At 66.4% G+C, this 11873-nt stretch carries 12 protein-coding genes; 7 read left to right on the forward strand and 5 right to left on the reverse strand.

The genetic code is table 11. From position 1 onward, the window contains the following. The first annotated feature begins 4 nt into the window (after positions 1–4). Both nagB and QN358_RS07370 read left to right on the forward strand, forming a co-directional pair. The gene (nagB, locus tag QN358_RS07365; RefSeq protein ID WP_323511995.1) at positions 5–784 is read left to right on the forward strand and encodes a glucosamine-6-phosphate deaminase; all 780 of its coding nucleotides are present in this window, start codon (positions 5–7) and stop codon (positions 782–784) included. Between the two features lies 1 nt (position 785). Next, positions 786–2333, forward strand: a complete 1548-nt coding sequence (locus tag QN358_RS07370) for a M81 family metallopeptidase (protein ID WP_323511996.1) — start codon at positions 786–788, stop codon at positions 2331–2333. A 15-nt stretch (positions 2334–2348) separates the two neighbouring features. Here QN358_RS07370 and QN358_RS07375 read toward each other — a convergent pair whose 3' ends face one another. Further along, positions 2349–3029: an SOS response-associated peptidase family protein gene (locus QN358_RS07375; RefSeq protein ID WP_323511997.1), complete on the reverse strand. Its 681-nt coding sequence runs from the start codon at positions 3027–3029 to the stop codon at positions 2349–2351. Between the two features lie 199 nt (positions 3030–3228). Between QN358_RS07375 and QN358_RS07380 the strand changes: the two genes are divergently transcribed. Continuing rightward, positions 3229–3810, forward strand: a complete 582-nt coding sequence (locus QN358_RS07380; RefSeq protein ID WP_323511998.1) for a TetR/AcrR family transcriptional regulator — start codon at positions 3229–3231, stop codon at positions 3808–3810. Here QN358_RS07380 and QN358_RS07385 read toward each other — a convergent pair. Then, positions 3704–4672, reverse strand: coding sequence for an EamA family transporter (locus QN358_RS07385; protein ID WP_323511999.1), 969 nt, complete (start codon positions 4670–4672; stop codon positions 3704–3706). The genes QN358_RS07380 and QN358_RS07385 overlap by 107 nt on opposite strands. Before the next feature lie 113 nt (positions 4673–4785). On the opposite strand from QN358_RS07385, the gene QN358_RS07390 reads away from it, so the two are divergent. The 3 genes from QN358_RS07390 (at position 4786) to QN358_RS07400 (ending at position 6284) form a co-directional block, all read left to right on the forward strand. Next, complete coding sequence (locus QN358_RS07390; RefSeq protein WP_323512000.1) at positions 4786–5337, forward strand: CGNR zinc finger domain-containing protein; 552 nt, start codon at positions 4786–4788, stop codon at positions 5335–5337. 74 nt (positions 5338–5411) lie between these two features. Then, entirely contained in the window at positions 5412–5816 is a 405-nt protein-coding gene (locus tag QN358_RS07395; RefSeq protein ID WP_136641920.1) for an antibiotic biosynthesis monooxygenase family protein, read from the forward strand. Between the two features lie 57 nt (positions 5817–5873). Continuing rightward, positions 5874–6284, forward strand: a complete 411-nt coding sequence (locus tag QN358_RS07400) for a PPOX class F420-dependent oxidoreductase (RefSeq protein WP_323512001.1) — start codon at positions 5874–5876, stop codon at positions 6282–6284. A gap of 9 nt (positions 6285–6293) precedes the next feature. Here QN358_RS07400 and QN358_RS07405 read toward each other — a convergent pair whose 3' ends face one another. After that, on the reverse strand, positions 6294–7283 hold the full coding sequence (locus QN358_RS07405) for a hypothetical protein (RefSeq protein ID WP_323512002.1): 990 nt from the start codon (positions 7281–7283) through the stop codon (positions 6294–6296). A 252-nt stretch (positions 7284–7535) separates the two neighbouring features. Between QN358_RS07405 and QN358_RS07410 the strand changes: the two genes are divergently transcribed. Then, positions 7536–8927 (forward strand): MFS transporter, encoded by a 1392-nt coding sequence (locus tag QN358_RS07410; RefSeq protein ID WP_416351967.1) that lies wholly within the window; start codon positions 7536–7538, stop codon positions 8925–8927. On the opposite strand, the gene QN358_RS07415 is transcribed toward QN358_RS07410, so the two are convergent. Then, complete coding sequence (locus QN358_RS07415) at positions 8890–9861, reverse strand: helix-turn-helix domain-containing protein (protein ID WP_323512004.1); 972 nt, start codon at positions 9859–9861, stop codon at positions 8890–8892. The genes QN358_RS07410 and QN358_RS07415 overlap by 38 nt on opposite strands. Before the next feature lie 206 nt (positions 9862–10067). Continuing rightward, the gene (locus QN358_RS07420; protein WP_416351968.1) at positions 10068–11753 is read right to left on the reverse strand and encodes an ATP-binding cassette domain-containing protein; all 1686 of its coding nucleotides are present in this window, start codon (positions 11751–11753) and stop codon (positions 10068–10070) included. Between the last annotated feature and the right edge of the window lie 120 nt (positions 11754–11873).

Raw genomic sequence — 11873 nt, forward strand, 5'->3', positions numbered from 1 at the left:
TCCCATGGCTGAAATCATCATCGTCGACACCCCCGCTGACGCGGGCGCGGTGGCCGGAGCGGCGATTGCGCTGCTCGTCGACCGCCGACCCGACGCGGTTCTCGGGGTCGCGACCGGTTCGACGCCGCTGCCGGTCTACTCCGACCTTCGGGAGCGGTTGGCCGGGCGCGATGTGTCACAGGTGCGGGCCTTTGCGCTCGATGAGTACGTGGGAATCGCCCGCGACCACCCCGAGAGCTACCACAGCATCATCGACGCCCAGGTGACGGTACCTCTCGGCCTCAGACGCGGGCTGGTGCAGGTGCCCAACGGCCAGGCAGACGATCTCGAACAGGCTGCGCTCGAGTACGACGCGGCCATCCGGGCTGCCGGCGGCATAGACCTGCAGCTGCTCGGTATCGGCACCGACGGACACATCGGCTTCAACGAACCCGGCTCGTCGCTCGCCTCGCGCACCCGGGTCAAAACGCTCACGCCGCAGACCCGCAGCGACAACGCCCGATTCTTCGCCTCGGTCGACGAGGTGCCCCGGCACGCGCTGACCCAGGGCCTCGGCACTATCCTCGAGGCGCGCCATCTGGTGCTGCTGGCGTTCGGCGAATCCAAGGCAGAGGCTGTGGCGCGGGCGGTCGAGGGGCCGATGAGTGCGCGGGTGCCGGCCACGGCCATCCATCTGCATCCGCACTGCACGGTGATCGTCGATCGCGCCGCCGCGAGCCAGCTCGTCGACACCGCGTTCTACGAATACGTCTTCGCGAACAAACCCGCCTGGCAGGGTATCTGACATGTCGAATGAGAACCTGCCGAGCCCTGCGTTGCCTAGCCCTGAGTTGCCGAGCGCCGCGCTGTCGAGCCCCGCGCTGCCGACCATCGCAATAGCGGGCCTCGCCATCGAGTCGAGCACGTTCTCGCCGGCGCGAACCGATGCCGCCGCCTTCCGGCCGCGGCGGGGTGCCGAGGTGCTCGAGGAGTACCCCTTCCTCGCGCCAGGCACCCCCCTTCGCCGGGCCGCCAACTGGTTTCCGGCCCTCACCGGCAGGGCTCTGCCCGGCGGCATGGTCACCGCGGCTGCGTTCGATGAGCTCGCCGGCGAGATCGTCGAACGCCTCTCGGTCATGCCTTCGCTCGACGGCCTCTACTTCGACATTCACGGGGCGATGAGCGTCGAAGGTCTCGATGACCCCGAAGCCGTTCTGCTCGAGCGCATCCGCGCGGTGATCGGCCCCGCCGCGGTGGTCTCGGCCTCGATGGATCTGCATGGCAACGTGTCGCGGCGGCTCGTTGAGCTCGTCGACCTGATCACCTGCGACCGCACCGCACCCCACATCGACACCGAAGAGACGCGCGAGCGAGCGGTCGGCAATCTCGTTCGGCAGCTCGTGTCGGGTGGCCCCAAGCCGTTCAAGGCGTGGGTTCCCCTGCCGCTGTTGCTGCCGGGGGAGAAGACCTCGACGCGCCTCGACCCGGCGAAGAGTGTCTACGCCCTGGTGCCAGAGGTCGAAGCGGCCGACGGTGTGCTCGATGCGGCCGTGTGGGTGGGCTATGCCTGGGCCGACGAGCCGCGCAACCGGGCGGCGGTGGTCGTCACCGGCAGAGACGCCGCAGCCGTGGCGGCTGGAGCGGAACGCCTGGCCGCCGCCTTCTGGAAGGCCAGGGCCGACTTCGAATTCGTCGCAGCCACCGACACGTTCGCAGGGGCGCTCGACACGGCGCTCGCGAGCGATCGTCGCCCGTTCTTCATCAGCGACTCCGGTGACAACCCCACCGCGGGCGGCGCCGGCGACGTGTCGTGGGGGCTGCGGGAATTGCTCGCACGGCCTGAATTCGGGTCGGCTGACGCACCGAGTGTCATCTACGCCTCCCTCCCGGCCCCCGATGTCGTAGCTGAGGCCGTGCGGGCAGGGGTGGGCGCTACGGTCACCGTCACTGCGGGAGCCGAGGTCGACCGCCGCCACGCGGGGCCTGTCACCTTCGAGGGGGTTGTGCACAGCATCCGGCACGGCGACCCGAATGCGGTCACCGAGGTGGTCATTCGAACCGGCAGCGTGTTCGTCATACTGACCGGGCTGCGCAAGCCATATCACCTCGAACGTGACTTCACCGAGCTGAACCTCGACCCGCGTTCGAGTGCCATCGTCATCGTCAAGATCGGCTATCTCGAACCGCAGCTGTTCGAATTGTCAGAGGGGTGGGTGCTCGCCCTCACCCCGGGCGGCGTCGACCAAGACATCGCACGGCTCGGTCACCGCCGGGTGGAGCGGCCCATCTACCCCTTCGATGCCGACATGCCCGAGCCTGATCTCGGCGCGCGGCTCATCGGTGAGGCAGAGTGAGCCGCCCTGCTGCTCTCAGCTGCCGAGCAGTCGCACCAGACGAGCACTGTCGCGCGGAACGACGGCATTGATTCCGTCGCCGATGCGGTAGCTCAGCAGCCCTTCGGCCAACGCAGCCGAGCGGGCCTGAAATTCGACCAAGGGCAGGTCGACCGCGGTATCGACGGCTCCGTTCAACCAGAGCCGGGCATCGGCGGGGGTGAGAACAGAGGGCCACTCGCGCGACTGCGCCCCCGGGCGTTCGCCCGTGAGCAGTGCCACCGTCAGAATGGCGCGCCCATTCACGACGCGGGTCGTGAAGACGCCCATTGCCGAGAGAATCGGTTCGGTTCCGTGAACGTAGCGCGGTTCGGCGACTGCGCCCGAGCGCTGCCACGCGTAAAAACCGTTCAGCGGCACGAGACAGCGCTGGCGGGCGAGCGCGGCCGCGAACAGCCCGTTGTTGCCCACGCGGTCGACGCCGATGGCATACACCGGCTTCAGCTCGCCGGTATTCCACTCGGGCGAAAGCCCCCAGCTCGCCGTCTCGAGAGTGAGCGTTCGAAGCCCGTGCTCGAGGCGCTGCCGAACAACGACGATTTTTCTGTTGGCGGCAAAGTGATACGACGGCCCCCACCCAGAAGTACGGCTGGTCGCGGCGCCGTAGAACTCGCTGATCTCTGCGGCGGTGTGGGCGAGTGCGAATGCGGTGCGCACGCTATTTCTTCCGTGATACCCGTGGCGGCGGGGTCAGCGTCTGAAACACGAGGGGATAACTGCGGCTGCGGCTGCAGAATCGGGCATAATGGCCATTCGTTTCTATGAGAGCTGTCGCGCTATCGCTCAGCACTGGTGCATACGTGGGAAATCGATCACATCATACACGCCGTATGACGAGTGCGTAAGAGAGGTCTAAGTGGTCGAAAAACGCGTGAATCCGCGGGTCGATCGCACAAAGACACGTGTTCTCGAGGTGGCGCACGAGATGCTCGACGAGCTTGGCCCAGCGGGGCTGACCTACACCTCTCTTGCGAGCCGCAGCGGCGTGACCCGCCAGACGCTCTATCGGCACTGGCCTGAGCGCGACGCACTGCTCGCCGATGTCATTCTCACCGGCCCTGACGTCGGGTATCCGGTGGCGGGCCCGGATGCGCGCATCATCATCATCGACTTCCTGGCCAGCCTGCGTGATGGTCTGAGCCATCGCCCCACTGCCAGTGCGCTGTTGGCCATCGCCGCTCAGGCCGCAGACGACAGCGGATCAGCCGACGCCCTCAACCGCGTCATCGTCGACCGCACCTCAGCGCTCAATTCACTGCTCCTCGACACCGGTGTCGAGCTGAGCCCCGACGACTACGCGCAGGTCACCGGCCCGGTGATCGTGCAAGTGCTCATTGCACGAGGGCCGGTCTCGGATCAACTGATTCAGCGAACGGTGGATGCGTGGATGACGCAGCAGGCCGATCTGAACGAACAAAGCCAATGCCGAGCAGAATGAGCACTCCGCCGGCCAATTGCGCCGGGGTGAGCTGTTCGCCGAGCAGCAGCCACGCGTAGAAGGTCGCTGCCACGACTTCGAGCAGCCCCACGAACGAGGCCAGTCGCGAACCGAGAATCTCGCTCGCCGAAATACTCGCGGCATACGCCACGGCGGTGCTCACCACACCCACCACGACGAGGGGCAACCACCACGGGCTCTGGGCGCCGAACATGCTCACGTCGGTGAATGTCAGGGTGAAGGGCACCAGCCCAGTGAGGCCTACCGCGCCCAGAAGCATGCCGCCGAGCAGCAGCCCGAACCCCGCGAAGGCGACCGCGGGCAGCCCGTCACTCGGGCGGGCGGCGACCACGTAGTAGAGAGCGCAGCCGACCATGGCGATGAGGGCGAGGATGATTCCCAGGGCATCCACCCCACCCGCGCCGGTGGGTGACACCACCAGCACCAGGCCGATCAGCGCCACGGCAGACCCGATGAGCACCGCCGGTTTCGGTCGGCGGCGGGAGATCGCCCACACACTCGCCACCAAGAGGAGCGGTGCCATGTATTCGATGAGAATGCCCGTACCCACCGGAATGCGCTGAATGGCACCGAAGTAGGCCAACTGTGTTCCGGCCACACCGACGGCCGCCATGGCGAGTACGCGCCAACGGGCGCGCCAGAGCGCCGACCACCGACCGCGAAGCGAGTATGCCGCCACCGGCATGAGCACCACGCCGCCGACGAGAGCGCGAATGGTGACGGCAGCAGCCGGGCTCCAGCCCGCCTCGAGTAGCGGCTTCACCAGCGCGCCAGACGTGCCGAAGGTGGCGGCGGCGATCACAGCGATGATCAGACCGGTCGACGTCGACGGGTTCTTCACGGGCACTCCTGACCATTCTCGGGGTGTGGCTCTGGTTTGTTGCAGAGCGGTGCGGGCCGCTCTTGCGGGCCCTTCGAGATCGACGGTAGTCTCACGAGGAGTAAGGAGTCAATTTGCATTTTGCCCCTGACACCGAAGACACTCTGGCGTTCACCGTGGCGCTGGCCAATACGGCCGCCGGAGCTACGCGAACCGGCACCGACGAGCTGGCGAACGTGGCGCAGCTCTCGCTGCTGCTCAGCCGCTTCCAGTACTCGGGGCGCATCGATCACGACGAGCTCGAGCTGGCCGATGTTCGACAGACCCGAGGCCGGCTCAGGAGCGTCTGGATGCTCGAGCGAGACCTCGCCGTCACCGAGGTCAATGCAATGCTCTCTGACGCGGGGGCTCTGCCGCACCTGGTTCGCCACGACGACTCCGACTGGCACCTGCACGCAACCGACCCGGCTGCGCCCTTGGCAGAGCGCATTCGGGTCGAGGTCTCGCTGGCTCTGGTCGACGTGATCCGCACCGATGAGAACGGTCGGTTGCGAGCCTGCGCGGCACATGACTGCGAAGGTATCCTCGTTGATCTCTCCCGCAACGGGTCGAAACGGTTCTGCAGCATCCGGTGCGGAAACCGAATGAACATGATCGCTTTTCGCGAACGCGCGCTTCTCGACTAACGCCACGCGGCGCACCTCCAGCGGTCATAGATAGCATGGCCCTCGAGAGTCAGTCGAAGAGAAAAAGAGAACCCATGTCTGTCGTCAAGATCAATGCCATCAGTGTTCCCGCACAGGCCGGTGCCGAGCTCGAGAAGCGCTTCGCGGCCCGCGCCCGCGCCGTCGACGGGTTCGCTGGCTTCGAGGGCTTCCAGTTGCTTCGCCCGGTGAAAGGCGAATCGCGCTACTTCGTCGTGACCACGTGGGACACCGAAGAGAACTTTCAGGCCTGGCTCTCGAGCCAGTCGATGGCGACTCACGGCAGCGGTGCGACGGCCCCTGCAGGCCATGGCGCTGCCACTGCTGCCGGCAGCGCGCCTCACGCTGCGCCCGCGCACGAGGGCGGGTCGACCCCCGGCCACGGCGGCAGCGCCAAGCCCGTCGCGACCGGTGCAGAGCTCCTCGAGTTCGAGGTCGTCGACCTCTCCGCCGCCAGCTGACCGCAGCGCAGCGCTGCGCTGGCGCTAAAGTCGAGTTGACGCCACCGGAGGCCACCCATGACCGATCAGTCCGCCGACAACACTCGGTTCGCCGCCCTCGGTGACGAGTCGTTTGTTTTGCTCACCACGTTCCGGAAGACCGGCGTGCCGGTGTCGACACCGGTGTGGGTGGCCCGCGACGGCGACGCACTCCTCGTTATCACCCCCAGCGAGAGCGGCAAGGTCAAGCGGCTCCGCAACAGCGGCCGGGTGCAACTACAGGCGTGCGGGCGGCGCGGAACGGCCAAGGCCGGCGCCCCGGTGGTCGACGGTGTGGCCGAGATCCTTCCCGACTCAGAGACCGCACGGCTGCGTGCGAACTTCCGAGGGAAGTACGGCTTCGAGTTTTCGATTGTGAACTTCGTCGAACGGCTGGTCGCCCGACAGCAGAAGCCGCGCCTGATCGTGCGCATCACGGGCGGCGTTTGAGGCGACCAGCTACATCGCAGTCGCTCGATCGGGCAGCCACTCGTGCACCATGAATGCCCCAACCGTCGCTGCAACGGCCACGCATTCGGTGCCCAGCAGGGTGAGCCCCGCCGATCCGGTGTCGACGACGAACGCCGCTACAAAGCTCGCGGCCGCCGCGGCCAGCGCCGCGACGAAGCCAGCCATCAGCACCCGTATGCTCACGCGCCTCAACGTGGCACTGGCAGAACGGCCTGAGCCAGAACGGCCTGAGTCTGAACGGCCCCCGCCGCTGCCGCGCGCGATTCGGCGGTCGGCGCCAAGTGGGAGTCGAACGAAGGTGGAGACCGCCAGCACGAGGGCAACGGCCCCCACAACATCGCTCAGCCGATGCCAGCCGAAGGCGAGCAGCTGCACGACAACGATGGAACTGATGACGGCCCCGGCGATGCTGGCTAGAGCTCGAAGCGCGGCGGGAAGCACCAGCAGCAGGGCGATGCAGACGGATACGTACGCTGTCATATGCCCGCTCGGGAATGTATTGACTCCAGACGGTGACTGAAACATCGGGCGATCGAATACGACGTATTTCAGTATCTGCGTGAGCGTGTTCGACACGGCGATGACGAGCATGGCTGCAACTGCCCGGCCTCGCCGCCTTCGAAGCAGCGCGATTCCCGCGATGAAAGCGGCGGCGACGGCCAGGCCCGGAATCGACACGAGCTCGAGCAGCACCGTGGCGTTCTGTACAAGACCGGCGGCCGCGAGCGCTTTGTCTTCGAAGCTCTGGCCGGTACGGGTGAGCACCGCGAGCACGTACACGCACAGTAGAACGGTTGTCGAGGCCAATGGTATGAACAGCCGCATCGCTGTCGTCGAGGCGGCGGCGATGTGGGAGCTGCGGGCAGCATCAAAGGTGCGGGAGGGTGGGTCGGTGACGGGAGCGCGGCCGGCGGCCGCAGTGGTGGCAAGAGCAGTACTGGCGGAGACAGTGGTCGCGGAGACAGTGGTAGCCGACATGCTCACACGCTATGCAGTGAACCGGGGAGCGGGCCGAATGAACGCTCGGTGCCTCCTATGAAGCGTTCGTTGTCTGAAGCGCCCCTGTCGCTGGCCGCACAGTACACGCTCTTCGCTCGCTCGTCACGCCTTTGATTGGTGCGTTCGCCGGGCCTACAGTCGTGCTCTGAGCGACGAGGAGAAAGCGTGTCGACTGTGAGCAATGCCGCTAGCAACAGTACCGAAGGTGTCAAGAGCATGGTTCCGGCCCGGATGGACCGACTGCCATGGACCAGGTTTCACTGGTCGATCGTCGTCGGCCTCGGATTTTCGTGGGTTCTCGATGGGCTCGAGATTCAAATCGTGGCCTCGGCCGGTTTTCAGAAAGAACTGCACATGTCGGCCGCCGAGGTGGGCCTCGCCGGCACGATCTATTTGGTCGGCCAGATTGCGGGGGCGATCATCTTCGGGCGGCTCTCCGACAAGCTGGGCCGCAAGAAGCTCTTCATTCTCACCCTCGCCATCTACCTCGTGGCGAGCGCAGTGGCCGGGCTCTCGCCGAACATGTACTTCCTGTTCTTCTTCCGCTTCTTCGCCGGCATGGGCATCGGTGGTGAGTATGCGGCCATCAATTCGGCCATCGACGAGCTGATTCCCGCGCACTACCGGGGGCGCGTCGACATCGCCATCAACGGCACGTACTGGGGAGGTGCTGCTCTCGGCTCGGCCGCCAACCTCTTTCTGCTGAACCCCGACATCTTCACCGAGAACATCGGCTGGCGCATCGGCTTCTTCATCGGCCCGGTGCTGGGCCTGGCCATCATCTATCTGCGCCGGCACATCCCCGAGAGCCCGCGCTGGTTGATGACCCACGGCCGTGAGAAAGAGGCCGAAGCGACGGTCGATGACATCGAGGGTCGCGTCGAGCGCGAGGGCGGTGTGCTGACGCCCGTCGACCCGAAACTCGCGATAACGGTGAAGGCTACGGCGAGCATCCCGTTTCGGCAGATTCTGCACATTCTGTTCAAGCAGTACCCGAAGCGCACCCTCGTGGGTGCCACCATGATGGTCACCCAGTCGTTTCTGTACAACGCCATCTTCTTTACCTATGCGCTGGTCTTGCAGAACTTCTATGGCACGAGCCCGAGTTCGACGCAGTACTTCTTCTTTCCGTTCGCCCTCGGCAACCTGCTCGGGCCGCTGCTGCTCGGTCATCTCTTCGATGTGTGGGGTCGGCGGCGCATGATCTTTCTCACCTATGGCATCTCGGGCGTCGTGCTCGCGGTGTCGGCCATTCTGTTCAGTGCTGGCACGCTGAACGCCGCCACGCAGACGATCTTCTGGTGCGTCTCGTTCTTCTTCGCCTCAGCCGGTGCCTCGAGCGCCTACCTGACGGTCAGCGAGATCTTCCCGCTTGAAATCAGAAGCCAGGCCATCTCGTACTTCTTCGCCCTCGGCCAGATCGCCGGTGCCGGCGCGCCGCTGCTCTACGGCATTCTGATCGGTGACGGTTCAGACCGCGGCCCGCTCACCTTCGGCTATTTTCTGGGGGCCGGCATCATGATCGTGGGCGGTATCGTCGCACTCGTCTTCGGTGTGGATGCTGAACGGCGCTCACTCGAATCGATCACTCGGCCGCTCTCTGTTGTTGACGCCCCGAAGTGAGTGTGGAATCGGCTATCTGACTGAGCAGCACCTCTTTCACGGTGAGCCCGTAGGCGTTCTTCAGGGCCCGGCCGAGCTCACGTACACTCGAGAAACCCGCCTGCTCGGCGACCTCGGCGCTGGTGCGGTGGTTCTCGGCCGGCGATTGCATGCCAAGCATTGCCATCATGATGCGACGGTCTCGAATGGCGTCGGTGGGCGTCGTTCCCACGCTCGTCGAGACGAAGTTCTTCTCCAACTGGCGAAGCGAAATGTCGAGCTGAGTAGCCAGCGAATGGGCGCGAAAGCTGGTGTCGGCAGAACCGAGGGCGATCAGAGACTCTGCTTGAGCGCGCAGACCGAGGTCATGTTGGTTTGCGCGCAGATGGTAGTTCTCGTCTTCGAGAAACAGTGCGCCGACGAGCTGTGCCACCACGCTGGCGGTGGGTTCGGCCGGTATCGAGTGGTTTTGCACGATGTCGATCAGGGCGCTCAGAAACGAGAGGATGGGCGAGCGCCTCGCCGTGGAGTACGCAAAGCTGCCGAACGTGTTCGCCAGCACCACATTCTGTTCGGTGAGCCGCGTGCGCGGGATCGAGACAATGGTCAGATGGGTGTCGACGGTCGAAGCGACACGTACCTCTGCCTCACCCGTGAAGTAGGCGACCGAGCCTTCGAGGAAGCGCAGCTGACGGCCTGCATGGTGAACCGTGAAGTCACCGCTTCGCACGAATGCCGCGGTCACCGTATCGGGGCCGGCATCGGGAACCAGTGTGATGGCAGAGGTGAAGGCGGTCTGAACGCAGTCGACGAGAGTGACGTCGTCGAAGCTCCAGCGAGCGCCGGTCATCGAGAACGCTGCCGGGTCGGTAGCCGGAGGCACGGTAGCAAGAAGGCGGCCGATGCCGATGGCGCCTTTCAAGACGAACGAAGATCGCCTACTGCTGCCGGTCATTTTCGCGCTCGCTTCGAGAGTTTGCGGTGACCGGGGTCTTGGGCTACCTGGATTCGTCTTTCACCGTAGCTCGTTTTCGACCGCATGCGGTCACGATCTGAGAATGGGGTTGATTGTGCCCTCAGCCAACGAGCGGCTTCTCGCCGTGGGCAGCCCCGCTCTGGCCGCATCACCGCCACCGGCCAAGCCCATCCAGCTGCCAGCAGTCAGCTGCTCACTTCGGGCGCAGCCGCGAGGAGGGCTCGGGTGTAGTCGGCCGTCGGAGCTGAGAAGACCGTCTCGGTGGGGCCACTCTCGAGAACGCGCCCGTCTTTCATGACGAGAACACCGTCGCTAGCGTGCCGAACCACGCCGAGGTCGTGGGTGATGAAGAGGTAGCTGAGCCCGAGGGTCGACTGCAGGTCATCGAGCAGGTCGAGAATCTGGGCCTGCACCGAGACGTCGAGACTCGAGACCGGCTCGTCGCACACGATGATCGCCGGGCGCGCGGCAATGGCGCGGGCGATGGCTACCCGCTGCTGCTGGCCGCCCGACAAGAACCTCGGCCGACGGGTGGCCGTGGCTTGGGGCAGGTGCACCGCGTCGAGCAGGCCCGCCAGGTCGGTGCGCCACGGGTTGTCACCACCGGCCGCTCTGCTGGCTGGCGTGCGGTTTGCTGTCTCGACAGCAGCCGCTTCGCCCACACCCGCACCGACCCTGAGCGCGTCGCCCAGAATCTGACCCACCGTCAGCCTCGGGTCGAACGAACTCAGCGCGTCTTGGTAGATCGCTCCGATCAACGGGCGTCGGCTGCGGCGCTGCCCCTCGGGGGAGGTGCTCCACTCTTCGCCGAAGAGTCGAACCTCTCCGGCATCCGGATGCTCCAGAGCGAGTACCAGCCTCGCCAGCGTGGTTTTGCCCGACCCCGACTCGCCGACGATGCCGAGGGTCTCGCCGCGGCCCAGCGTGAAGCTGACGCTGTCGACGGCCTGCCGTTCGCCGAACCGACGGCTGAGGCCTCTGGCTTCGAGCACGATCTCGCGCGGTGGCGCTGTGGGTTCGGCTACGGGCAGGGTGTAGACGGGCAGAGCGACGGGCAGGGCAGAGGGGGAGAGGCGGCGGCCGCGAGGCTGGCTGGTGGGCACCGCCGCCACCAGGCGGCGGGTGTACGGGTGCTGTGGGGCATCCAGAACCCGGCGGGTGGGGCCGAACTCGACGAGTGAACCAGCTTGCATGACAGCGACGCGCGAGGCGAGCCTGCTCACGACGGCAAGGTCGTGGCTGATGAGCAGAACGGCCGTGCCCTCGCTCTGCAGATGGTGCAGCAGGTCGAGGATCCCGGCCTGCACGGTGCTGTCGAGCGCGGTCGTCGGCTCGTCAGCGATGAGCAGCCGGGGGCCGAGGGCGATGGCGGAGGCGATCAGCGCGCGCTGGCGAAGGCCGCCCGAGAGCTCGTAGGGGCGCTGCCCCGCCCGCAGTTCGGGCTCGGGCATACCGACAGCCGTGAGCAGCTCGATGACGCGGGCCGCACGTTCGGCGGCTGACGCACGCGTGTGCAGCCGCAGGGTGTCGGCGATCTCACGGCCGACCGGCCGCAGCGGATCGAGCCCCACAAGCGCGGCCTGCGGAATGTAGCCGATGCCCCCCGCGCTGCCGCGGAGCGCTCGCCAGCGGCTTAGCGAGAGACCGCGTAGATCGGTGTCACCGAACCGCAGCATGTCGGCGTCGACGCTGGCACCGCTCGCGAGCCCGAGCAGCGCCCGCGCCGTGACGCTCTTGCCCGAACCCGATTCCCCCACCAGCCCGACGCACTCGCCCGGCTCGATGTCGAACGAGATGCCGGCGACGGCCGGTGTCTCCTGCCGGGCGAACCGCACGGTGAGAGCGCCCACCTCGACCAGCGGTCGCACCATCTGCGGGCTCACGACCGGTGGGCCCCCCCCCCCCGGGCGCACGATGAGCGCGTTCGCGGCGGCCGGGCGCGCCCCCGCAGCGTCGGGGGGGGGGCGCGCAGCCCGGTGTAGAGACCGGGG

It is taken from the genome of Subtercola sp. RTI3 (genome assembly GCF_035018625.1).
Lineage (GTDB): Bacteria > Actinomycetota > Actinomycetes > Actinomycetales > Microbacteriaceae > Subtercola > Subtercola vilae.

Coding starts and splice junctions, on each gene's coding strand:
- nagB (WP_323511995.1), top strand. CDS start 5: ATGGCTGAAATCATCATCGTCGACACCCCCGCTGACGCGGGCGCGGTG.
- QN358_RS07370 (WP_323511996.1), top strand. CDS start 786: ATGTCGAATGAGAACCTGCCGAGCCCTGCGTTGCCTAGCCCTGAGTTG.
- QN358_RS07395 (WP_136641920.1), top strand. CDS start 5,412: ATGTCTGTCGTCAAGATCAATGCCATCAGTGTTCCCGCACAGGCCGGT.
- QN358_RS07400 (WP_323512001.1), top strand. CDS start 5,874: ATGACCGATCAGTCCGCCGACAACACTCGGTTCGCCGCCCTCGGTGAC.
- QN358_RS07405 (WP_323512002.1), bottom strand. CDS start 7,283: ATGTCGGCTACCACTGTCTCCGCGACCACTGTCTCCGCCAGTACTGCT.
- QN358_RS07410 (WP_416351967.1), top strand. CDS start 7,536: ATGGACCGACTGCCATGGACCAGGTTTCACTGGTCGATCGTCGTCGGC.
- QN358_RS07415 (WP_323512004.1), bottom strand. CDS start 9,861: ATGACCGGCAGCAGTAGGCGATCTTCGTTCGTCTTGAAAGGCGCCATC.
- QN358_RS07420 (WP_416351968.1), bottom strand. CDS start 11,753: ATGGTGCGACCGCTGGTCGAGGTGGGCGCTCTCACCGTGCGGTTCGCC.